Genomic DNA, 21,156 nt, shown 5'->3' on the forward strand with positions numbered 1-21,156 from the left:
TGCGCCGGGCGCACACACAGCGTGACACCGCATTTCTCTCGACGTCAAGAAAATGGATATCAAGAGACTCTACGTCGACACAACCACTACACTGATCGTCATGGAGGACGAGGTCGACCGGCTGGTCGCAGCATGGCGCCGGGAGCGCCCGGACCTCGACGTCGAACCGCTCGAGGTGCTCAGCCGCGTGAGCAGACTGGCCCGGCATCTGGACCGGGCACGCCGGCTGGCCTTCTCGGAGCACGGCCTGGAGCCGTGGGAGTTCGACGTCTTGACGGCGCTGCGCCGGGCGGGCACGCCCTACCAGCTCTCGCCGGGACAGCTCCTCACCCAGACCCTGGTCACATCGGGCACGATGACCAACCGCATCGACCGCCTGGCGAAGAAGGGCCTGGTGGAACGCCTGCCCGACCCCAGCGACCGCCGAGGCGTCCTGGTCCGGCTGACGGACGAGGGCAGGGACCGCGCGGACCAGGCCCTGGCGGGCCTGCTGGACCAGGAGCGCGCGATCCTCGCGGAGCTCACGCGGGCCCAGCGCGCCGAACTGGCGGGGCTGCTACGCCAGCTGACCGCCCCGTTCGACAACATCCCCGGCTAGGTCGACGGGCCCGACCCCGGCCCGCCGGGCGAGGGCGACGGCGGCGAGCGTGGAATGCACGCCCAGCTTGCCCAGCACGTTCTGCATGTGCGTACGCACCGTGTGCGGCGACAGGTAGAGGCGCTCGGCAACGGCCTTGCGCCCCAGCCCCGCCACCATGCACCGCAGCACTTCCCGCTCACGCGGAGTGAGGGACTCCACGAGCCGCTCGCTCTCGGTGCGATGCTTGCGGGCGGCGGTCAGCTCGCGCAGGACGCCGGTGAGCAGGGCGGGCGGCAGATGCGTCTCGTCCCGCAGCACGCCCCGGATGACGGTGAGCAGCCGGGACAGCGAGCAGTCCTTGGCGACCCACCCGGAGGCCCCGGCCTGCAGCGCCAGCGCGGCCCGGCGCGGATCGTCCTTCTCGGCGAGCACGACGATCCGTACGTTCGGCTGCGCGGACCGCACTCCCGTGACGAGGGAGATCCCGTCGACGAGCCCGTCCTCGTTGCCCTCCTGCACGGGTACGGCCGGGCGGGCGCCCGGCACCTTGCCACCCAGATCGGCGTCGACGAGCAGCACGTCGAACCGCCGCCCCTCGGCGACCGCCCGCTCCAGACTGCGCAGCGCGGCGGGGCCGCTGCCGGCCGCGGAGACGTCGACATCGGGCTCGGCGGCCAGGGCCGCCGCGAGTGACTCGGCGAAGATGCGATGGTCGTCGACGACCAGGACTCGGATGCGAACCACGTAACCCCCTTCCCCAGGCTCCTGAAGAGCAGGGGATACCCCATCGTCGGAAGACGGCACCGCACGGGTACGACGCCGAGGTGCCCGGGTCTGCTGCATCTGTCCGTCCGTCCTCGCAGCAGCCTGGCCGGGTCGCCGCAGCCGCACGGCCGCCGCCGTGCAGAAACCGCTACCCCCACCCCGGGCGTCGTACCCGGCTGTCTCGCCCCCTGATCGGCACCGGCCCCCACCAGTGCTGCTCATCAGAGTACGGCCGGGGGCCCGGAGCGGAAGGTTATTTGCAGAACTGACTGTCCTACGCGTTTATGGTGTGCCGCATGTTCCGTCTTGAGACAGAAGTCGACAAGGCCCGACGTGATCTGCTCCGTACGCGTCTGCGGGAAACGAACACAGCCGCCTCTCCGGTACTGCGCGCCCTGCGCGGGACGCCCGGCGAGCGGGACGTCCCGTTGCACGTGTGGGCTGTGAACGACACGGACGACGACCTCGCGGGCGGCCTCGTCGGCTACACCTGGGCGACCTGGCTCCACGTCACCTACCTGTGGGTCGACGAACGCCACCGCGGGGCGGGCCTCGGGGCCGGGTTGCTTCGGGAGGCGGAACGCATCGCGTCCCGCGAACGCGGCTGCCGGGCGTCCCGCCTGGAGACGTGGGAGTTCCAGGCGCCGCGGTTCTACGAGAAGCAGGGGTACGAGGTGGTGTGCGTGATCCCGGACTATCCGCCGGGGATCACGGAGTACACGCTGACGAAGCGGCTGGGCTGACGGTCGGTCAGGATTGGTGGCAGCGAATCCTGCGTTGGCAAAGGGGCGATGCGGGAGGTGTACGAGACCTCGGTGTCAACGTGCGTACAACCACCGATAACGTTGGTTCGCTTGAGTTACCTTCACCTCAACGGGAGACCTGAGTGAATCGCCCCGCCCGGCTCACAACAGCCGCGCTCACCGCGTCGATTGCCCTGCTCGTCACCGCATGCGGTTCAGGAGGAGGAGACTCGTCCTCCGACACGATCAAGGGTACGGAAGCCGGGGACGCGAAGACGTCGGCTGGCGCCTCCGCCTCGGCCTCGCCGGGCAGCGTCAAGCGTCCGAAGGTCACGCTGCCCAAGCAGTTCCAAGCGGACTTCGAGAGCTGGTCGAACAGTGACCCGAAGCTTCAGGCGATCCTGAACGACGGCCGTGAGGAGCTGCGGTCGAAGTACGCGGCGATCATCGAGGCCGACCCGGAATCGGACGCGGTCGCGTTCTACAACTCAGAGACCACCCAGGCGACTGCCCGAAAGTGGATCAAGCAGTTCACGGACGACGGCGACAGCATCATCGGCAAGGTCAGGGTCTTCGATCCGCAGGTCCACATCAGCGACACCGGTTCGGGGGTGCTCTTCTACTGCGTCGACGAGCGCGAGGCGTCCACGCAGAACCGCGAGACCAAGAAGATCGTCAGCACTCCGGACAAACCCGAGTCACTCATCCAGTACCGCCTCCGGCTGGACCGGACGTCCCAGGGCGTGTGGAAGACCACCTCGCTGACCACCGTCCCGGGGGCATGCAACTGATGCGATTCGCGGCGAAGGCAGGTGCTGTCCTCGCAGCTTCGGCCTCAACCCTCGTCCTGTCGTGCACAGCTGCCTACGCCATCGGCGACGACGAGTCCCAGGCGCCGCCCTCGGGCGGGGCCGGCGGCGCGTCCGGGGGCACGCTGACGGCATCGGCCGCCACCACCCGTATCAAGGTGACGCAGGAAAGCGGCGGCACGGGCAGCTCCACCCAGTCGCTCGCCCCGGTGGATCCCAACTGGGAGCCGCCGGCGTGCTGGTACGAGCCCGTGGCGACGCCCCAGCAGCTCAAGGAAGCCGTGGACCGGCTCAAGAAGAACCCCAACGGCGATCTGGTTCCCGTCACCCCCAGTCTCAGCTGGGGCAGGGAACTCATGGTGGACCACTACGAGAAGGGACAGGACAACACCGACAGCGGGTTCAGCTACAAGAACTACAACCTCGGCAAAGACGGAATGTTCTGGCGCGGAGTGATCAACAAGAATCGGGAGAACGACGCCGAGTCGTACGACTGCGAACGCACCCTGTTCTGGCAGAACGCCAACACTCTCCCTGACGACGACCACGCCCCCACCCCTGACATCCTCGCCGGCTACGCCTACGACAAGATCAAGGTGCCGCAGACCGAGGTCGAGCTGAAGCCCGCGACCAGGTCGACCGTGAACCTGCCGACCTGGGTGTGGCTCGACAAGGCGACCTTCAAGGAGGTCAAGGTCCGCGCCGAGCTGCCGGACGCCGGCGTGTGGGCGGAGACCACCGCCAAGCCGATCGCCCTGCACCTGGACGCCGGTACGGAGGACGCGGAGACCTACCCGGCCTCCGGCAACTGCGCGATCGACGAAGACGGCTCCATCGGCACCCCGTACACCAAGGGCGACGCCGACCGAACCCCGCCGTGCGGCATCCGCTACCTCCGCGCCACGAACGGCACGCCGTACCAGCTCAAGGCGTCGATCACGTGGCAGATCTCCTGGGAGGGCTCCGGCGGCGCGCAAGGCGACCTGCCGGACGGGACTTTCGAGACCACGCAGAACATGACGGTCCAGGAGATCCAGTCCGTCAACCGCTGAACCGCAGAATGCTCGGGCGCCCTCGCCCTCAGGACAAGGGCGCTCAGCAACCGGTACGGAGTCTCAGCGGAGGCGGCGTGCCCCCGCCGACGGCACCGCCTCGAAGACCCGGGGGGACGTGAAGCCCGCCGCCGAGAACGCCTCCGTCACCGCCTTGGTGATCGCGTCCACGTCGGGCTCCTCCGCGAGGACGATCGCCGAGCCGCCGAAGCCGCCGCCGGTCATGCGGGCGCCGAGGGCGCCCGAGGTGAGGGCCGTGTCGACGACCAGGTCCAGTTCGGGGCAGGAGATGCGGAAGTCGTCCCGGAGGGAGGCGTGGCCCTCGACCAGGATCGGGCCGATCGCGCGCGTGTCGCCCGACTCCAGCAGGGACACCACCCGTTCGACGCGCTCGTTCTCCGTGACGATGTGCCGGACCAGGCGGCGGACCTCCTCCTCGCCACCGAGGCGGGCGAGGGCCGCGTCCAGTTCCGCGTACGGCACGTCCCGCAGGGCGTCGACGCCGAGCAGCGCCGCGCCCTTCTCGCAGCCCGCGCGGCGCTTGCCGTACTCGCCCTCGCTGTGGGAGTGCTTGACCTGGGTGTCGACGACGAGGAGGCGCATGCCCTCGGCCGCCAGGTCGAAGGGGATCTGGCGCTGGGAGAGGTCGCGGGTGTCGAGGAAGAGGGCGTGGCCCGCCTCGCAGCACGCGGAGGCGGTCTGGTCCATGATGCCGACCGGGGCGCCCACGTAGACGTTCTCCGCCCGCTGGCACAGGCGGGCCAGTTGCCAGCCCCGGAGGTCCAGCGAGAACAGGTCGTTCAGGGCGAGCGCCACGACCACTTCCAGCGCCGCCGACGACGACAGGCCCGCGCCCGACGGGACCGTGGAGGACAGGTGGATGTCCGCGCCCGTCACCGGGTGGCCGGCCTCGCGCAGGGCCCACACCACGCCCGCCGGGTACGCCGTCCAGTTCTTGTCCGACTCGGGGGACAGGTCGTCCAGGCGGAGTTCGGTCACCCCGCCTTCGACGTCCGCCGAGTGGAGGCGCAGCACGCCGTCCGCACGGCGTGAGACCGCCGCCACCGCCTTGTGCGGCAGGGCGAACGGCATGACGAAGCCGTCGTTGTAGTCGGTGTGCTCGCCGATGAGGTTGACGCGGCCCGGCGCCGCCCATACCCCGTGCGGCTCGGCGCCGTACAGCTCCGTGAACCGTTCGGCGACCGTGTCGGCAACAGCCTCGCTCATGCCTGACCCCTGACCCTTCGTTCCGTACTAGTTGCCGCGCCGCTGCGCGAAGTCCCACGCGTCCGCGACGATTCCGTCGAGGTCCGCGCGCGACGGGTGCCAGCCCAGCTTCTCGCGGGCCGTGGCGGCCGATGCCACCAGGACCGCCGGGTCGCCGCCCCGGCGGGGGGCGACCACTTCCGGGATCGGGTGGCCCGTCACGCGGCGGACCGTCTCGATGACCTCGCGGACGGAGAAGCCGTTGCCGTTGCCGAGGTTGCAGATGAGGTGCTCGCCGGGGGCGGCGGCCTTCAGGGCCAGCAGGTGGGCCTCGGCCAGGTCCGCGACGTGGATGTAGTCGCGCACGCAGGTGCCGTCCGGCGTCGGGTAGTCGTCGCCGAAGACGGAGATCGCGTCGCGCTTGCCCTGCGCGACCTGGAGGACGAGCGGGATCAGGTGGGACTCGGGGTCGTGGCGCTCGCCGTACTCGCCGTACGCCCCGGCCACGTTGAAGTAGCGCAGCGACACCGCGCCCAGCCCGTGGGCCGCCGCCTCGCCGGTGATCATGTGGTCGACGGCGAGCTTCGAGGCGCCGTAGGGGTTGGTCGGGGAGGTGGGCGCCGATTCGACGATCGGGACCAGCTCCGGCTCGCCGTACGTCGCCGCCGTCGAGGAGAAGACGAGCCTGCGGACGCCCGCCTCGCGCATCGCCGCCAGCAGGGTCATGGTGCCGCCGACGTTGTTGTCCCAGTACTTCTCCGGCTTCACGACCGACTCGCCGACCTGCGAGAACGCGGCGAAGTGCAGGACACCGTCGAACGAAGCGTCCAGCCACTTGGCGGCGTCGCGGATGTCGCCCTCGATGAACGTCGCCCCGGCGGGGACGCCCTCGCGGAATCCGGTCGAGAGGTTGTCGAGGACGACGGCCTCGTGACCGGCTTCCAGCAGGTGCTGGGCGACCACGCTGCCCACGTAACCCGCGCCGCCCGTCACCAGGTACTTCCCGCTCATGAACTCGCTACCTCTCGCAGTCGCTCGGCCGCGCGCTCCGGCGGCACGTCGTTGATGAACACGTTCATGCCGGACTCGGAACCCGCGAGAAACTTCAGCTTGCCGGAAGTGCGGCGGATGGTGAAAAGCTCGAGGTGAAGCGCGAAGTCCTCCCGCACGACCCCGTCGAACTCCTCCAGCGCGCCGAAGGGGGCCTGGTGCCAGGCCGCGATGTACGGGGTCGGAGGCTCGCCCTCACCGAAGATCCGGTCGAAGCGCCTCAACAGTTCCAGATAAACCTTGGGGAACTCTGTGCGCGCGGCCTCGTCGAGCCCGAGCAGGTCGGGCACGCGGCGCTTGGGGTAGAGGTGGACCTCGTACGGCCAGTGCGCCGTGTACGGCACGAAGGCCACCCAGTGTTCACCCTCCAGGACGACCCGCTCGTCGGCGAGTTCACGCTCCAGAACGGCGTCGAAGAGGTTCTCCCCGCCCGTCATCTCCTTGTGGGCCGCGACGGAACGCAGCATCAGGGCGGTGCGCGGAGTGGTGAAGGGGTAGGCGTAGATCTGCCCGTGCGTGTGCTGGAGGGTCACGCCGATCTCCGCGCCCCGGTTCTCGAAGCAGAACACCTGCTCGACGGAGGGGACATGGGACAACTCCGACGTACGGTCCGTCCACGCCTCCAGCACCAGGCCCGCCTGCTCCTCGCTGAGGTCGGCGAAGGACGCGTTGTGGTCGGACGTGAAGCAGACGACCTCGCAGCGGCCGGCGTCGCCCGCCAGCGAGGGGAAGCGGTTCTCGAAGACGACGACGTCGTACGACGCGTCCGGGATCTCGCTCAGCCGGTCGCCCTCGGAGGGGCACAGGGGGCACTCGTCGGCCGGCGGGTGGTAGGTGCGGCCCTGGCGGTGCGAGGCGATGGCGACGGAGTCGCCGAGCAGGGGGTCGCGGCGGATCTCGGACGTGGTGACGGTGCGGTCCAGCGGGCGGCGGTCGACCGCGTCCCGCACGCTGTCGTCACGCAGGTCGTAGTAGATGAGCTCGCGACCGTCGGCCAGCCGGGTCGAGGTCTTCTTCACGCCGGACTCCTCATCCTTCAAACATAACCCAACACACCAAAACACGGCCCTCCCCAATTGTCAACATCACAATCAAACAAAGCGCACCAGCAGACGTGTTCAATCCCTGAAGACGGAGGCATAGATTCCGCGACGTATCGGTTCGCGCAACGAAGCGAGGGCTCATGCATCCCCCCACAGACCTGCATCCCCCCACGGACCTGGCAGCCGAGCTGCGGCTCCCCACGAACTGGCTCGACTACACGATCCTCGGCATCTACTTCGTCGTCGTCCTCGGCATCGGCTTCGCCGCCCGCCGCTCGGTGAAGACCAGTCTCGACTTCTTCCTCTCCGGCCGTTCCCTGCCCGCCTGGGTCACCGGCCTCGCGTTCATCGCCGCCAACCTGGGCGCCACCGAGATCCTGGGCATGGCCGCCAACAGCGCGCAGTACGGCGTCTACACCACCCACTGGTACTGGATCGGCGCCATCCCGGCCATGGTCTTCCTCGGCCTGGTGATGATGCCCTTCTACTACGGCTCCAAGGTCCGCTCGGTCCCGGAGTTCCTGCTGCTGCGCTTCGACAAGGCGGCGCACCTGCTCAGCTCGGGCCTCTTCGCCTGCGCCGCCATCCTCATCGCCGGCGTCAACCTCTACGCCCTGGCCATCGTCGTCGAGGCGCTGCTGGGCTGGCCCCAGTGGGTGGCGATCGTGGTCGCCGGCTTCTTCGTCCTGGCGTACATCACCCTCGGCGGTCTGTCCTCGGCGATCTACAACGAGGTCCTTCAGTTCTTCGTCATCCTCGCCGCGCTCATCCCCATCTCGGTCCTCGGCCTGAAGAAGGTGGGCGGCTGGGACGGCCTGTCCGACTCCCTCACGCAGAGCCGCGGCGCCGACTTCATGACGTCCTGGGGCGGCACGGGCATCGGCAACGACAACCCGCTGGGCGCGAACTGGCTGACGATCGTCCTCGGCCTCGGCTTCGTGCTCTCCTTCGGCTACTGGACGACGAACTTCGCCGAGGTGCAGCGCGCCCTGTCCGCGAAGAACCTCTCGGCGGCCCAGCGGACCCCGCTGATCGCCGCGTTCCCGAAGATCTTCATCGTGTTCCTGGTGATGATCCCGGGTCTGGTCGCCGCGGTGCTGGTCCCGAAGATCGGCACCGCCGGCTCCGACCTCCAGTACAACGACGCGATCCCCTACCTGATGGAACAGCTCCTGCCGAACGGCGTGCTGGGCATCGCCGTGACGGGTCTCCTCGCGGCCTTCATGGCGGGCATGGCGGCGAACGTGTCGTCCTTCAACACGGTGTTCACGACCGACATCTGGGCGAAGTACGTCGTGAAGGGCCGGGAGGACGAGTACTACGTCCGCTTCGGCCGCCTGATCACCGCGATCGGTGTCCTGGCCTCCATCGGCACGGCGTTCCTGGCGTCGTCCTTCTCCAACATCATGAGCTACCTCCAGACGCTGTTCTCCTTCTTCAACGTGCCGATGTTCGTGGTCTTCATCATCGGCATGTTCTGGAGGCGGACGTCGATGAAGTCGGGCTTCTGGGGTCTGCTCGCCGGCACCACGGCCGCGATGGTCAACTACTTCGTCATCTACAAGCAGGGCGTCATCGACATCCCCTCCGACCAGGGGGGCGAACTTCGTCTCGGCGATCGCGGGGTTCGTCGCGGGGGCGGTCGTCATGGTGGCGGTGTCGCTCTTCACCGCGCCGAAGCCGGCCGAGGAACTCCAGGGGCTGGTCTACGGCACGACCTCGCCCGGCGTGGCGGAGCCGCCGGCGCCCGGGGACGAGGCCTGGTACCGCAAGCCGGCGTTGCTGGGCTGGGGCGCGGTGATTCTGGCCGCCGCCTGCTACATCCCGTTCTCGTTCTGACCGAGGGAGGATTGACAGATGTCCGAGTTCTACTCCGAGAAGGACGTGCAGCGGGAAGTCACCGAGCTGGAGGGCAAGTCGGCGACGGCTGCGCGGTTGTTCGACATCCGGCGGATCATCGGTGGGCTGTTCGTGGTCTACGGGGTCATCGTCACGATCGCGGGGTTCACGGCGTCCGACGCCGATATCGACAAGGCGGAGGGCGTCAACATCAATCTGTGGACCGGGTTGGGGATGCTCGCCCTGGGCCTGTTCTTCCTGGCGTGGCTGAAGCTGCGGCCTGTGGCTCCGCCGCCGCCGGGTGCTGCGCCGGGGGACGAACCGAGGGAGTGACGGCGGGCGCCCGGTCGCGCGACTGGACGCCGACGTCTGTACGGCGGTGAGGGCCACGGTCAGGCGTCACTGCTGACGCATCGATGCAAACCTCGACCTGGACGGTCGGGCCGTCGCCGAGCGGTCACGCCGTCGTACCGGAGCTTCCGGAGTCCTCGCATACGACGGGGATCACGCTGACGGAAAGACCTGCCGTACGGGCCGGGCGTCTGGCGGGTGTGAGATCAGGCAGGAAGCACCGGGGGACGTGGACGAGGAGCATCTCGTCCGGCTGGTGGCCCGGGGTGACCGGGCGGCGTTCGAGGAGCTGTACCGGCGCACCGCGCCATGGATGACGGTGCGGCTGCGCCGCCGCTGCGCGGACGAGCAGATCGTCGCCGAGGTCACGCAGGAGACGTATCTGGCGGTGTGGCGCGCGGCGGGCGCGTTCGCCGGAGCTGCGGTGGGACGGCCGTCGGCTGGCTGTGGACGATCGCGGCACGCCGTCTCGTCGACGCGTTCCAGGGGCCGACGGCGGGGCGAGAACGCTCAAGCCTGCCGCCGGAGCGTGATCGTCAGGAAGTGATCCTCAGGAAGTCGAGGCCGTGGGATCGTCCGGGCCCTCGGAGAGCCCGGCGGAGGGCGGCGCGGTGGGCTCGTCGCCGGCATCCGTGGGCCACTCACCCGGTGACGTACTGCCGGCCCCTTCGCTTTCGGAGGGGGTGATGGCCGGCCCCTCGTAGGCGGGTGGCTGCCCTTGACCGTCGTTGGACGCGCTGACGCCGAAGGCCAGCACCCCGACGACAAGTGCCGTCGTTGCCGCCCCGATCAGGAGCATCGTCCTTCTGCGCGAAGGCGGCGAAGGGGCAGGGGACGCAGCAACGTCGTCCTGTCGTAGCTGTTCTTGACGCTCGGCCTTGTGGCCATGCGCCACGTCGGCGGGAGGAGCGATCGGTTTGACTACCGGCGTGGAACCGGTGGACCTTGGGCCACTCACCTCAGCAGCCACGATGTCCGCAGGAGGCCCTAGTCGTTCGAGGACGGTGCGGACCGCTTCGGCGTGCCGGGCGTCTGCTTCCTCCAGGCCGGCATCTATGTGCTCAACGATCTCCTGCTTGAGCTCCTCGCGCCGATCAGCGGGGAGGAACACAGATGCGTTGTCGAAGCGGTGCAGGTACTCGTCTATGAGCTGATTGCGCCTCGAGGTCACTCGTGGCTCTCCTCACTGTCCAGGAGGTTGTCAACGGCGGTTTTGAAAGGCCCCCACTCACCAGCGAACTCATCCAGCGCTCGTCGCCCCGTCGCGGTCAGCGTGTAGTAGCGGCGTGGAGGACCTGAGTCGGATTCCTTCCAGACCGTGTTGACCCACCCCTCCTTCCGAAGCCGCGAGAGCAGCGGATAAATGGTGCCTTCACTGGTCACGAGTCCGTGGGCGTCGCACAGTTCCCGCACCAGTTCGAAGGCGTACCTCTCGCCGTCACGCAGCAGCGCCAGGACGCAGAACTGCAGGATTCCCCGACGAAGTTGACTCACTCCGGAATGCGCTCCACCCGGCAGTACCATGCCTAACAAGGTACCTGCTGAAGCATGTTCCCGCTAGCAGCAAGTCACGCGGCTGACCGGCCTGTTACTTCACGGCGTCACGCTGACGCGTCTCGCGGACCATCTGCTCGGCGGTCTGGCCGGGGGTGAGGCCGAGGTATCCAACTACCCTCGGGGATCGCCGAGTTCGCGTCGAGCACCGGCGTGAAGCCGACGTCGGCGAAGGTGTTCGTGGCTCAGCACACGGACTGACCGACGAACCCGATGAGGTGCGCAGCCCGAGGCAGGGCCCGGCGGGTGCGCCCAAGCTGAGAGCGCGCGTTCTCCTCTCGTCACCCCTTCACCGCCAAAGCCGCCTTGGCGTCGGTCGGTTCGGAGTGCGGTTGGTCAGGCCTCCGGACCCGTCTCCGGATCCGGCGTCGCAGCCCTCGACAGTGTCCCTGCGCGGTCCAGCAAGCCGGTCCGGGCGGCCAGCGCCGCCGCCTCCAACCGCGAACCCACCCCCAGTTTCATCAGGACCCGCTGGACGTGCGTCCGGGCCGTCGACGGTGCGATGCCCATGCCCGCCGCGATCAGGCGGGTGTCCTCGCCGTCGGCGACGCGGAGCAGGACCTCGACCTCCCTCGGGGTCAGCATCTGGAGCAACCGCTGGCCCTCGTCGTCCGGCTGGGCCGCCGGGTTGAGCAACTCACTGAACGCCCCTTGCAGCAGCTGCGGCGCCACCGCCGCCTCCCCCGCCCGGGCCTTCATGATCGCCCGCTCGACACCCTCTATGCGCTCGTCGTGCCGTACGTAGCCGGACGCGCCCGCGGCGAAGGCTGCCGCGATGCCGCGCGGGCTCGGCACCGGTCCCAGGACCAGGACCGCGACCTGCGGACGCTCCCGCTTGATCCGCACCACCGGGTCGAAGATCCCCGGCTCCGCCGGTGTGGCCGTCCCGAGCAGGCACACCTCCGGCGCGCGTGTGATCACCAGCTCCGCCGCCCCCGCGGCCGGCGCCGCCGCGGCCAGCACCCGGTGCCCCCGCAGCTTCAACGCCGAGGCCAGCGCCTCGGCCAGCAGTCGGTGGTCGTCGACCACCATCAGCCGCACTCCCATCGAGCAACCCCCCAGTCACCCCGGTCCCCCAGATGGAAGCCCCCCGGCTCCCCCGCCTTCATGCCCCCGGAAGCTACACGCTTGTTCGACGTTGCGCTCCCCCTACCCCCGAGAATCGCCCCGGATCGCCGAAATTCCTCTCATACGAGGTTGACTGAGCCATAAGCGAACGGTCCCGCCCCTGAACAGGGACGAGACCGTATCCGCACCGAGTCGATCACCAAGCGGCCATCGATCGATCAGCTCGTACCGAAGGCGACCGCCAGGTACTCCTTCTCGCTCGTGCTGCTGCTCCGCTTGCTGGCGTACACCTTGGACATGAACAGGTGCCCGTCGCCGTACAGCAGCTCGGAGTACTCCGGCGACATGCCGGCCTCCACGTCCCGCACCGAGTCCGTCGCCGGGTTCTCCAGCAGCTTCGTCTCCTTGAAACTGCCCCCGTCGATGCTCACGACCTGCCCGCCCTTGTCGTACGGCGGCCGCTTGTACGCGATCAGGTTGCCGCCGTCCATGCGCAGCGGCGTGATCGTGTAGCCGTCGCCCGCGTCGGCCCGCTGTCCGGTCTGCTTGCCGGTGGTGAGGTCGAAGGCGACGATCTCGTTGGTCTGGCTGTACTCGCCGGAGCCGTCGTGCCTCTCGGTCGGCAGGTACAGCCGGTCGTTGCCGACGGCCAGCATGGTGCAGTACTCGATGCGGGTGACGCCCTCGCAGCGGGCCGCGAACTGCTCGCCCGGCGCGGAGATGCGCGTGCGCAGCTTGCCGGTCTTGTTGTCGATGGAGAAGAAGTCGGAGATGCCGCTGCCGTCGCCCGCGGAGTCGCCGACGTCGGCGGCCACGACGAGCGGGTTGGTCGAGGCGATGCTCGCGTACTCGATGCCCTGGGCCATCTTGTACTCCGAGATCACCTTCCCGGACTTCGGGTCGATGGTCTGGATGTGCAGCTGCCGCTGCCCGTACGTGCCGCACTTGCGCACCGCGACCAGCTTCTCGCCGCCGCCGTACCCGGCGTCGTAGCAGGAGTCGGTCGGCTTCGGGCTCCACAGAAGCTTGCCGGACACGTCGAAGGCGGCGCCGCCGCTGGAGCTGCCGACGGCGACGGTGTCGCCGCTGATCGTGACGTTGTCGAAGCTGATCAGCTGGTCACCGGTCTTGACGGTCTTGGTCCACAGCTTCTTGCCGGCGTCGAGATCGATCAGGGCGATCTGGCTGCACCCGTGCGACGGATCGGCCTTGGTCGGCATCGCGGGCTGGTAGAGGATCGCCGTCTTGTTGTCGTCGGTGACGTGGCGGCTCGCCTGGCAGACCGGGCCGGCCAGCGGGATCGTCCACTGCTCGCCGCCCTTGTCGCGGTCGTAGCCGACGATCTCTGCGACGCCGCTCTTGGCGTACGTCTTGTCGGTGAGCCAGGAGCCGGAGACGACGACCGTGCTGTCGTTCTTCACCTCGGGCATCGGGACCTGGAAGAGGACCTTGGCGCTCGGGTCCGCCGGGGCCTTCTCCTTGCCGCCGGAAGTGGTGCCGCCGTTGCCGCCATTGCCGTCGTCCGTGCCGCCGGTGCCGCCGCCGGAGCTGGCGGTGTCGTCCTTCTTGCCGTCGTCCTTGGACGTGGAGTACCAGACACCGCCGCCGACGATCAGGGCGATCGCCACGACCGCGGCGACGATGATGGCCAGCTGCGCGTTGAACTTCCCGCCCCCGCCCGGCTGCCCGGGCTGCGGCTGGAGCGGCATGGTCGGCTGCGGATAGGCGTAACCGGGCTGCCCGTAACCCGGCTGCCCCGGCGCGCCCGGCTGTCCGTAAGGCGCCTGCGGCTGCCCGTACGCCCCCGACTGCTGGCCGGGATAGCCGTACCCGGGCGGAGCCTGGGGCGCCTGCGGAGCCCCCTGCGGGTAGCCGTACCCCGGCTGCGGCTGCTGCGCGGGCGGCGTCTGCGGATAGCCGTACCCCGGCTGTGGGGGCTGGTCCTGGGGCGGCCCGAAGCCTCCTCCGGGCGGCGGCTGTTGGGGCGGCGGAGGCGGAGGCTGGGTCATGGCGTGAGCACCTCGGGGGAAGGGGACGGACGACGAAGAAGAAGGCGGAGCCGGAGGGGAAGAGTCACTTGCCGTAGGCGAGCATCAACTTCTCCTTCGTGTCGTCGTTTCCGCTCAGCCGCGTGGCCGAGAGGTAGAAGCGCCCGTCGACCCAGTCGGTGTCCTTGGAGAAGAAGCCGTTCTCGATGTCCGCTGCGCCCTGCGGGTTCTGGAGCAGCTTGACCGGCTTGTGGCTGCTGCCGCCGGTCGGGATGGACACGACCTGGCCGCCCGCGTCGTACGACGGCTGCACATAGGCGATGAGCTTGCCGCCCTCGGCCTTCATCGGCAGCATCGACTCGTCGGCCGGGGACTTCACCCGCCACTTCTCCTTGCCGTCGGCGAGGTTGACCGCGACGATCTCGTTGGCGCCGCTGGTCGCCTCCGTCGGGAGGTAGAGCGTGGTGTCGTCGACGGCGACGCCCTGGCAGCCCTGGAGGTCGCGTTCGAGGATGGCCCAGCCGCACTCGGGAGCGAAGTCCTCGTCGAAGCCGACCTGCGAGCGGAACTTGCCGCCGGAGGTGAAGGTGGAGATGTTCCAGGCCTTCTTGTCCTTGTTGGTGCTGTAGACGACCAGCGGGCTGACCGAGTAGGTCCGCGCGACCCGCCAGCCCTTGTCGAACGGCTGGGTCCACTTGGCGTCGCCGGTGCGCGGGTCGAGCTCCTGGATCTCGTCGTGCTCCTTGTCGGTGCCGGCACCGCAGGAGGAGACGGCGATCAGCTTCTCGCCGCCGGCGAACGCGGCGGGGAAGCAGGCGTTGCCGTAGCGCTTCTTGTCGAAGAGCTTGTCGCCGCTGGTGACGTCGTAGGCCGTGCCGGACTGGGAGCGGCCCACCATCAGCGTCTTGCCGGTGATGGACAGTTCGACGGAGAGCGTGGAGTCGAACAGGGCACCGTCGCCGACCTCCTCCTTCCAGCCCTTCTCACCCGTGTTGAGGTCGATCTCCTGGAGCTGGTTGCACTTGGCGCGGTCGCTGCTGCCGCTCATGTACGCGACGACGATCTTGTCGTCGGACGTCTTCTGCGGGGTGGTCGCGCAGATCTTCTGCGGGAAGGTGATCGCGTCCCAGGCCGGCTTGCCGTCACCGACGTTGTAGGCGAAGAGCTGCTTGTACGCCGCCTTCACCGCCGCCTTGTCGGTGATCCACATGCCGGGGGCGTCGGCGCCGGAACCGGGCGCGTCGGGCCCTTCCTTGTACCAGAGAACCTTCGCCTCGCCCGCCTGGCGGCCCTCGTTGAGGTTCTCCGGGTCCTCGCCGCCGTCGCCGCTGCCGTCACCGGGGTTGACCGGGGCGGAGGAGCCGGGCTTGCCGTCGTCGGTCGGCTGGGCGATCGGCTTCTTCTTGCCCTTGCCGTCGTCGCCTCCGGTGACCGCCCACACGGTGCCGCCGACCACGAGCAGCGCGGCCACGGCGGCCCCGATGATCATGGCGGGCTTGCCCTTGAAGGGGTTGCCGGAGCCACCCCCGGGCGGGGTGCCGGGCGCGCCCGGGTACTGCGGCTGCTGCGGGTAGCCGTATCCGGGCTGGCCGTACGGACCGGGCGGCTGCGGCTGGCCGTACGGACCCGGCTGCTGCGGCTGGCCGTAGGGCCCGGAGTTGTACGGTCCCGGCTGCCCGTACGGCCCGGGCTGCTGCGGGGGCTGCTGGGGGTAGCCGTATCCAGGCTGCGGCGGCCCCTGCGGGGGCGGTGGCGTCTGGGGCGGTCCCTGGGGTGGCGGCGGGGTCTGCGGTGCCCCGAAGCCACCGCCCTGCGGCGGCTGGTCCTGCGGTGCACCGAAGCCACCGTGCGGTGGCTGACTGGGCGGCTGAGTCATCAGCGGCTCCCCCGTTCGATCACTGACTTTTAGCCACGCCCTGAGGTACGCGATGGGCTCAGAGTCGCTTGACACGTTGTAAGACGGCTCTTTCTATCACCCGGCGCCGACAGCGCACCGGGCCGTGTCATCCCTGTTCCCAAGGGAGGACCGGCCCGTGATGCCGTCGTTACGCGCCTTCACGCACCCTTCACGCGTCCTCGGCGAGTTCCAGCCAGCGCATCTCCAGCTCCTCGCGCTGACCGGCCAACTCGCGAAGCTCGGCATCCAGTTCGGCCACCTTCGAGAAGTCCGTGGCGTTCTCGGCGATCTGGGCGTGCAGCTTGGTCTCCTTCTCGGAGACCTTGTCGAGCTGCCGCTCGATCTTCTGGAGTTCCTTCTTGGCGGCGCGCTGGTCGGCGGCGCTCTTCTCCGGGGCGGCGGTCTGCGGCGCCGCGACGGGCGTCGAGGCGGCCGCGGCCTCCTCCATGCGCTGCCGCCGCTCCAGGTACTCGTCGATGCCGCGCGGCAGCATCCGCAGGGTGCCGTCGCCGAGCAGCGCGAACACCCGGTCGGTGGTGCGCTCGATGAAGAACCGGTCGTGGGAGATGACGATCATCGAGCCGGGCCAGCCGTCGAGGACGTCCTCCAGCTGCGTCAGCGTCTCGATGTCGAGGTCGTTGGTGGGCTCGTCGAGGAAGAGGACGTTGGGCTCGTCCATGAGGAGGCGCAGCAGCTGGAGCCGCCGCCGCTCACCGCCGGACAGGTCCCCGACCGGCGTCCACTGCTTCTCCTTGGTGAAGCCGAACGTCTCGCACAGCTGCCCGGCGGTCATCTCGCGTCCCTTGCCCAGGTCGACGCGCTCGCGCACCTGCTGCACGGCCTCCAGCACGCGCGTGGCCGGGTCGAGTTCGGCGACCTCCTGGGAGAGGTAGGCCAGCTTGACGGTCTTGCCGACACGGATGCGCCCGCCCGCGGGCTGAGCCTCGCCGTCGGTCAGGGCCGCCTCGGCCATCGCCCGCAGCAGGGACGTCTTCCCGGCGCCGTTGACGCCGACGAGACCGATCCGGTCTCCCAGCCCGAGCTGCCAGGTGACGTGCTTGAGGAGGACCTTGGGGCCGGCCTGGACGGTGATGTCCTCCAGGTCGAAGACGGTCTTGCCGAGCCGCGTGGACGCGAACTTCATCAGCTCGCTGCTGTCCCGCGGCGGCGGTACGTCCGCGATGAGCTCGTTGGCGGCCTCGACGCGGAAGCGCGGCTTGGACGTACGGGCGGGTGCGCCGCGCCGCAGCCAGGCCAGCTCCTTGCGGACGAGGTTCTGCCGCTTGGCCTCCTCCGTGGCGGCGATGCGCTCGCGTTCGGCACGGGCGAAGACGTAGTCGGAGTAGCCGCCCTCGTACTCGTAGACGTCTCCGCGCTGGACGTCCCACATGCGCGTGCACACCTGGTCCAGGAACCAGCGGTCGTGGGTGACGCAGACGAGCGCGGACCGGCGGTTCTGGAGGTGCCGGGCGAGCCAGGCGATGCCCTCGACGTCAAGGTGGTTGGTGGGCTCGTCGAGGATGATCAGGTCCTGGTCCTCGATGAGCAGCTTGGCGAGCGCGATGCGGCGCCGCTCACCGCCGGACAGCGGCCCGATGACGGTGTCGAGCCCCTTGGGGAACCCCGGCAGGTCGAGCCCTCCGAACAGGCCGGTCAACACGTCCCTGACCTTGGCGACGCCCGCCCACTCGTGGTCGGCCATGTCGCCGATGACCTCGTGGCGGACGGTGGCCTCGGGGTCGAGGGAGTCGTGCTGCGTGAGCACGCCGATGCGCAGTCCGCCGGAGTGTGTGACGCGCCCGGTGTCGGCGTCCTCCAGCCTGGCGAGCATCCGGATCAGCGTGGTCTTGCCGTCGCCGTTGCGGCCGACGACGCCGATGCGGTCCCCTTCGGAGACGCCGAGGGAGACGCCGTCGAGCAGGGCGCGGGTGCCGTACACCTTGCTGACGTTCTCGACATTGACCAGGTTGACGGCCATTTCTCTCCTGACAGGGGGGACGATCGACCCTCCAGGGTAGTCGGGCGGCGGGGTGCTCCGGCCGGGGTGTTCAGGAGCGCTCGGCTGCCTCCTGGCGGCGCTGGTACCGCGACACGTCCAGCAGCCTCTCGTCGAACGGCAGCTCCGCGTCGACGGGGCCGATCCGCTGCTTGGCCTCCACACAGCGCGGATCGTCGCGGTAGGCCAGGCCGGACACGGCGCAGGTGCGGATCGGCTGCCGCTCGTCATGGGTGAGCGCGACCAGCGCGTCCCCCACCTCGGGCTCGGGCCCCCGGTAGTGGCCGAGCCAGCGGCATGCCGCCTCGCGTACACCGGGGTCCTCGTCGCGGGCCAGGGTGAGCACCGCGGTGAGGCTCTCGGGGCGGGCCAGGGACCGGCCGTCCTCGGACTGCCGCAGGGCGTCCGTCACCAGGGCGCGCACCCGGGGGTCCGGATGGGCGAGGTGCAACAGCCCGACGGCCTCGATCTCCGGGGCGCTGTCGTGGGTCATCGCCTGGAGGATGACCGCCAGCACCTCCGGGTCCTGCTCCTGTTCGGCCCAGGGCACGAGCTCCCTCCCCCGCTCCCAGAACGGGTCACCTCCCCTGACGGGATCTCCGAGGATCAGGAACAGCAGGACGTCGGCGGCGAGCAGGCGGTGCAGCCGGTCGGGGTGGTTGAGCAGGTCCCTGGTCCACTGCCAGGTCTCCTCGTCCAGCCGGCGGCCGAGCGTGAACACCACGTCCGACCACACGACGTGGTCCCGGTCGGGGTGCGCGAGGGCCCGCGCGACGAGTTCGTCGAACGGGGCACGGACGCCGTACCGCTCCTCCATGGTGGTGAGGACCGCCCGGTGCTCGTCGCGTACGGTCAGCCCGCCGAGCGTGAGCTGCTCACACCACCAGCCGACCTCGTCGTCCTCGACCCGGCTCCGCTCGACGGGCCCCGTGAGGCCGGTGCGCCGGCGCAGCTCCGCCTCCACGCCCGTCTCCACCCAGTGCCGGGCGCGGGCCAGCAGCTCTTCGCGCTCCGGCGCGGGGAGCGGCACCCGGTGGGAGGCGAGCGCGTAGACCATGTGATGTGACCCGCCGTCCACCGCCCGCAGCAGCGGGGTGCTCCCGTCGGGCAGCCGACGCAGGGGGTCGGCACCGGCCTGGAGCAGCGCTTCGGCCACGGGTTCGTCGTACGCCGCCACCGCCCGGCACAGGACCGGCAGGCCGTCGTCGAGGACTTCGGGATCGGCCCCGGACGCCAGCAGTGCCCGGACCTCGTCCGCGTCTCCGCGTCGTACGGCCGTGACCAGTTCTTCCACGCCTGCGCCCCCCGTCGTCGAGAACAACCGGGGGAGCCTAAGCGCCGGGAACCGGCCACCGCACGCGATTAACGCCCCGCGACCGTCGCCCCGGGTGCCGGGCCCGACGCCGTCCGCACGGTCCGGCACGTGCCGGACGCCACCAGCGCCTGCGCCACCGCGGCCGCCGACTCCGGACCGCGGACGAGGAACGCCGTGGTCGGGCCGGAGCCCGAGACCAGGGCGGCGAGGGCGCCGGCGGCGCGGCCGGTGGCCAAGGTGCCGGCGAGCTCCGGGAAGAGGGAGAGGGCGGCGGGCTGGAGGTCGTTGGAGACGGCGGCGGCGAGCGCGTCCGGATCGCCCTTGGCCAGGGCGGCGAGGAGTTCCTGGGAGGCGACGGGCTCGGGGATGTCCGTGCCCTCGCCGAGCCGGTCGAACTCCCGGAACACGGCCGGTGTGGACAGGCCGCGGCCGGCCATCGCGAACACCCAGTGGAAGGTGCCGCCGACCTCCAGGGGCGTCAGCTGCTCGCCCCGCCCGATGCCCAGCGCCGCCCCGCCGACCAGGCTGAACGGCACGTCACTGCCCAGCTCGGCGCAGATGTCGAGCAGTTCCGCCCGGGAGGCGCCGGTCTCCCACAGCGCGTCGCAGGCGACCAGCGCGCCGGCGCCGTCCGCGCTGCCGCCCGCCATGCCGCCGGCGACGGGGATGTCCTTGGCGATGTGGATGTGGACGTCGGGCGTCCGGCCGTACCGTTCGGCGAGCGCTTGGGCCGCCCGCGCGGCCAGGTTCGTACGGTCCAGGGGGACCTGGTCGGCGTCCGGGCCTTCGCAGGTGACGCGGAGCCCGTCGGCCGGGGTGACGGTGACCTCGTCGTAGAGGCCGACCGCGAGGAAGACGTTGGCCAGGGGGTGGAAGCCGTCGGGGCGGGCGGGGCCGACCGCCAGCTGGACGTTGACCTTGGCGGGGACCCGGACCGTCACGCTCACGCGGACTCCTCCTCCTGGGGCTGGTTCTGCTTGTGCTCGGCGATCCGCGCGAACTCCTCCACGGTCAGCGACTCGCCCCGCGCCTGCGGTGAGACCCCGGCGGCGACCAGGGCCGCCTCGGCCGCGGCGGCGGACCCGGCCCAGCCGGCGAGCGCGGCCCGCAGCGTCTTGCGGCGCTGGGCGAAGGCGGCGTCGACGACGGCGAACACCTCACGCCTGGAGGCCGTCGTCTTCAGTGGTTCGGCCCGGCGGACGAGGGAGACCAGGCCGCTGTCGACGTTGGGCGCCGGCCAGAAGACGTTCCGTCCGATGGAGCCGGCCCGCTTGACCTCGGCGTACCAGTTGGCCTTGACCGACGGGACGCCGTACACCTTCGAGCCGGGCGGGGCGGCGAGCCGGTCGGCGACCTCCGCCTGGACCATGACGAGGGTGCGTTCGATGCTCGGGAAGGTGTCGAGCATGTGCAGCAGCACCGGGACGGCCACGTTGTAGGGGAGGTTGGCGACCAGCGCGGTCGGGGCGGGGCCGGGCAGCTCCGTGACGTGCATCGCGTCGGAGTGGACGAGGGCGAACCGGTCGGCGCGGTCGGGCATGCGGGCCGTGATGGTCGCGGGCAGCGCGGCGGCGAGCACGTCGTCGATCTCGACGGCGGTGACGCGGTCGGCGACCTCCAGCAGGGCGAGCGTCAGTGACCCGAGGCCCGGTCCCACCTCGACGACCACGTCGTCGGGGTGGACCTGTGCGGTGCGGACGATACGGCGGACGGTGTTCGCGTCGATCACGAAGTTCTGGCCGCGTTGTTTGGTGGGGCGTACGCCGAGGGCTGCCGCGAGTTCGCGGACGTCGGCGGGGCCCAGGAGGGAGGAGTCGGGGGTGGGGCTGGTCACGGGGACAAGGGTACGGGGGGTTCGGCTTGGGGACGGGTGCCGCCCTTGCGGCACGGTCGTCCGCGG

18 protein-coding genes and 2 pseudogenes are annotated in these 21,156 nt (G+C 70.1%); 7 read left to right on the plus strand and 13 right to left on the minus strand.

What is annotated here, in order from left to right; genetic code table 11:
• Positions 1 to 100: 100 nt before the first annotated feature.
• The gene (gene tamR, locus HDA41_RS16135) at positions 101 to 598 is read left to right on the plus strand and encodes a MarR family transcriptional regulator TamR (RefSeq protein WP_184984591.1); all 498 of its coding nucleotides are present in this window, start codon (positions 101 to 103) and stop codon (positions 596 to 598) included.
• On the opposite strand, the gene HDA41_RS16140 is transcribed toward tamR, so the two are convergent.
• Positions 557 to 1,324, minus strand: coding sequence for a LuxR C-terminal-related transcriptional regulator (locus HDA41_RS16140; protein WP_031117914.1), 768 nt, complete (start codon positions 1,322 to 1,324; stop codon positions 557 to 559). The genes tamR and HDA41_RS16140 overlap by 42 nt on opposite strands.
• Before the next feature lie 305 nt (positions 1,325 to 1,629).
• Between HDA41_RS16140 and HDA41_RS16145 the strand changes: the two genes are divergently transcribed.
• From HDA41_RS16145 to HDA41_RS16155, 3 genes are all read left to right on the plus strand, one after another.
• The gene (locus HDA41_RS16145; RefSeq protein WP_184984592.1) at positions 1,630 to 2,088 is read left to right on the plus strand and encodes a GNAT family N-acetyltransferase; all 459 of its coding nucleotides are present in this window, start codon (positions 1,630 to 1,632) and stop codon (positions 2,086 to 2,088) included.
• A 143-nt stretch (positions 2,089 to 2,231) separates the two neighbouring features.
• A complete protein-coding gene (locus HDA41_RS16150) occupies positions 2,232 to 2,879 on the plus strand; it encodes a hypothetical protein (protein ID WP_184984594.1) in 648 nt (215 codons plus the stop codon).
• On the plus strand, positions 2,879 to 3,949 hold the full coding sequence (locus HDA41_RS16155; protein WP_184993441.1) for a hypothetical protein: 1,071 nt from the start codon (positions 2,879 to 2,881) through the stop codon (positions 3,947 to 3,949). Before HDA41_RS16150 ends, HDA41_RS16155 begins: the two co-directional genes overlap by 1 nt.
• A 63-nt stretch (positions 3,950 to 4,012) precedes the next feature.
• Here the strand turns inward: HDA41_RS16155 and galK are convergent, their stop codons facing one another.
• From galK to galT, 3 genes are read right to left on the minus strand one after another with little or no spacing between them, the layout of a single operon-like run.
• Complete coding sequence (gene galK, locus HDA41_RS16160; RefSeq protein WP_184984595.1) at positions 4,013 to 5,176, minus strand: galactokinase; 1,164 nt, start codon at positions 5,174 to 5,176, stop codon at positions 4,013 to 4,015.
• A 27-nt stretch (positions 5,177 to 5,203) separates the two neighbouring features.
• Entirely contained in the window at positions 5,204 to 6,166 is a 963-nt protein-coding gene (galE, locus tag HDA41_RS16165) for a UDP-glucose 4-epimerase GalE (protein WP_184984597.1), read from the minus strand.
• The gene (gene galT, locus HDA41_RS16170; RefSeq protein ID WP_184984600.1) at positions 6,163 to 7,224 is read right to left on the minus strand and encodes a galactose-1-phosphate uridylyltransferase; all 1,062 of its coding nucleotides are present in this window, start codon (positions 7,222 to 7,224) and stop codon (positions 6,163 to 6,165) included. The genes galE and galT overlap by 4 nt, the downstream gene beginning before the upstream one ends.
• A gap of 164 nt (positions 7,225 to 7,388) precedes the next feature.
• Here galT and HDA41_RS16175 point away from each other — a divergent pair.
• The 3 genes and pseudogenes from HDA41_RS16175 to HDA41_RS16185 form a co-directional block, all read left to right on the plus strand.
• Positions 7,389 to 9,087 (plus strand): annotated as a pseudogene (locus HDA41_RS16175) (sodium:solute symporter family protein).
• Between the two features lie 18 nt (positions 9,088 to 9,105).
• Positions 9,106 to 9,420 (plus strand): hypothetical protein, encoded by a 315-nt coding sequence (locus tag HDA41_RS16180; protein WP_184984602.1) that lies wholly within the window; start codon positions 9,106 to 9,108, stop codon positions 9,418 to 9,420.
• Between the two features lie 274 nt (positions 9,421 to 9,694).
• Positions 9,695 to 9,924 (plus strand): annotated as a pseudogene (locus tag HDA41_RS16185) (RNA polymerase sigma factor); the annotation flags it as partial.
• Between the two features lie 64 nt (positions 9,925 to 9,988).
• On the opposite strand, the gene HDA41_RS16190 reads toward HDA41_RS16185, so the two are convergent.
• The 9 genes from HDA41_RS16190 to rsmA form a co-directional block, all read right to left on the minus strand.
• Positions 9,989 to 10,609 (minus strand): HAAS signaling domain-containing protein, encoded by a 621-nt coding sequence (locus HDA41_RS16190; protein WP_184994175.1) that lies wholly within the window; start codon positions 10,607 to 10,609, stop codon positions 9,989 to 9,991.
• On the minus strand, positions 10,606 to 10,962 hold the full coding sequence (locus tag HDA41_RS16195) for a PadR family transcriptional regulator (protein WP_184984604.1): 357 nt from the start codon (positions 10,960 to 10,962) through the stop codon (positions 10,606 to 10,608). Before HDA41_RS16195 ends, HDA41_RS16190 begins: the two co-directional genes overlap by 4 nt.
• Before the next feature lie 366 nt (positions 10,963 to 11,328).
• Complete coding sequence (locus HDA41_RS16200) at positions 11,329 to 12,039, minus strand: helix-turn-helix transcriptional regulator (RefSeq protein WP_184984606.1); 711 nt, start codon at positions 12,037 to 12,039, stop codon at positions 11,329 to 11,331.
• A 239-nt stretch (positions 12,040 to 12,278) separates the two neighbouring features.
• Positions 12,279 to 14,069 carry an outer membrane protein assembly factor BamB family protein gene (locus tag HDA41_RS16205; RefSeq protein WP_184984608.1) on the minus strand — a complete coding sequence of 597 codons (1,791 nt, stop codon included), beginning with the start codon at positions 14,067 to 14,069 and terminating at the stop codon, positions 12,279 to 12,281.
• Positions 14,070 to 14,133: 64 nt separating this feature from the next.
• Complete coding sequence (locus HDA41_RS16210) at positions 14,134 to 15,924, minus strand: outer membrane protein assembly factor BamB family protein (RefSeq protein ID WP_184984610.1); 1,791 nt, start codon at positions 15,922 to 15,924, stop codon at positions 14,134 to 14,136.
• Between the two features lie 190 nt (positions 15,925 to 16,114).
• Positions 16,115 to 17,923, minus strand: coding sequence for an ABC-F family ATP-binding cassette domain-containing protein (locus HDA41_RS16215; RefSeq protein WP_184984611.1), 1,809 nt, complete (start codon positions 17,921 to 17,923; stop codon positions 16,115 to 16,117).
• Positions 17,924 to 17,993: 70 nt separating this feature from the next.
• A complete protein-coding gene (locus HDA41_RS16220; RefSeq protein WP_184984613.1) occupies positions 17,994 to 19,235 on the minus strand; it encodes an ankyrin repeat domain-containing protein in 1,242 nt (413 codons plus the stop codon).
• A 68-nt stretch (positions 19,236 to 19,303) separates the two neighbouring features.
• Positions 19,304 to 20,203, minus strand: a complete 900-nt coding sequence (locus HDA41_RS16225; RefSeq protein ID WP_184984615.1) for a 4-(cytidine 5'-diphospho)-2-C-methyl-D-erythritol kinase — start codon at positions 20,201 to 20,203, stop codon at positions 19,304 to 19,306.
• Positions 20,200 to 21,090 (minus strand): 16S rRNA (adenine(1518)-N(6)/adenine(1519)-N(6))-dimethyltransferase RsmA, encoded by an 891-nt coding sequence (gene rsmA / locus HDA41_RS16230; RefSeq protein ID WP_184984617.1) that lies wholly within the window; start codon positions 21,088 to 21,090, stop codon positions 20,200 to 20,202. The genes HDA41_RS16225 and rsmA overlap by 4 nt, the downstream gene beginning before the upstream one ends.
• Between the last annotated feature and the right edge of the window lie 66 nt (positions 21,091 to 21,156).

It is taken from the genome of Streptomyces caelestis (assembly GCF_014205255.1).
Taxonomy (GTDB): domain Bacteria; phylum Actinomycetota; class Actinomycetes; order Streptomycetales; family Streptomycetaceae; genus Streptomyces; species Streptomyces caelestis.

Excerpts from the sequence above, each read along its gene's own strand:
- tamR (WP_184984591.1), top strand. The coding sequence starts at position 101 with ATGGAGGACGAGGTCGACCGGCTGGTCGCAGCATGGCGCCGGGAGCGC.
- HDA41_RS16145 (WP_184984592.1), top strand. The coding sequence starts at position 1,630 with ATGGTGTGCCGCATGTTCCGTCTTGAGACAGAAGTCGACAAGGCCCGA.
- HDA41_RS16155 (WP_184993441.1), top strand. The coding sequence starts at position 2,879 with ATGCGATTCGCGGCGAAGGCAGGTGCTGTCCTCGCAGCTTCGGCCTCA.
- galK (WP_184984595.1), bottom strand. The coding sequence starts at position 5,176 with ATGAGCGAGGCTGTTGCCGACACGGTCGCCGAACGGTTCACGGAGCTG.
- galE (WP_184984597.1), bottom strand. The coding sequence starts at position 6,166 with ATGAGCGGGAAGTACCTGGTGACGGGCGGCGCGGGTTACGTGGGCAGC.
- HDA41_RS16180 (WP_184984602.1), top strand. The coding sequence starts at position 9,106 with ATGTCCGAGTTCTACTCCGAGAAGGACGTGCAGCGGGAAGTCACCGAG.
- HDA41_RS16195 (WP_184984604.1), bottom strand. The coding sequence starts at position 10,962 with ATGGTACTGCCGGGTGGAGCGCATTCCGGAGTGAGTCAACTTCGTCGG.
- HDA41_RS16200 (WP_184984606.1), bottom strand. The coding sequence starts at position 12,039 with ATGGGAGTGCGGCTGATGGTGGTCGACGACCACCGACTGCTGGCCGAG.
- HDA41_RS16205 (WP_184984608.1), bottom strand. The coding sequence starts at position 14,069 with ATGACCCAGCCTCCGCCTCCGCCGCCCCAACAGCCGCCGCCCGGAGGA.
- HDA41_RS16210 (WP_184984610.1), bottom strand. The coding sequence starts at position 15,924 with ATGACTCAGCCGCCCAGTCAGCCACCGCACGGTGGCTTCGGTGCACCG.
- HDA41_RS16215 (WP_184984611.1), bottom strand. The coding sequence starts at position 17,923 with ATGGCCGTCAACCTGGTCAATGTCGAGAACGTCAGCAAGGTGTACGGC.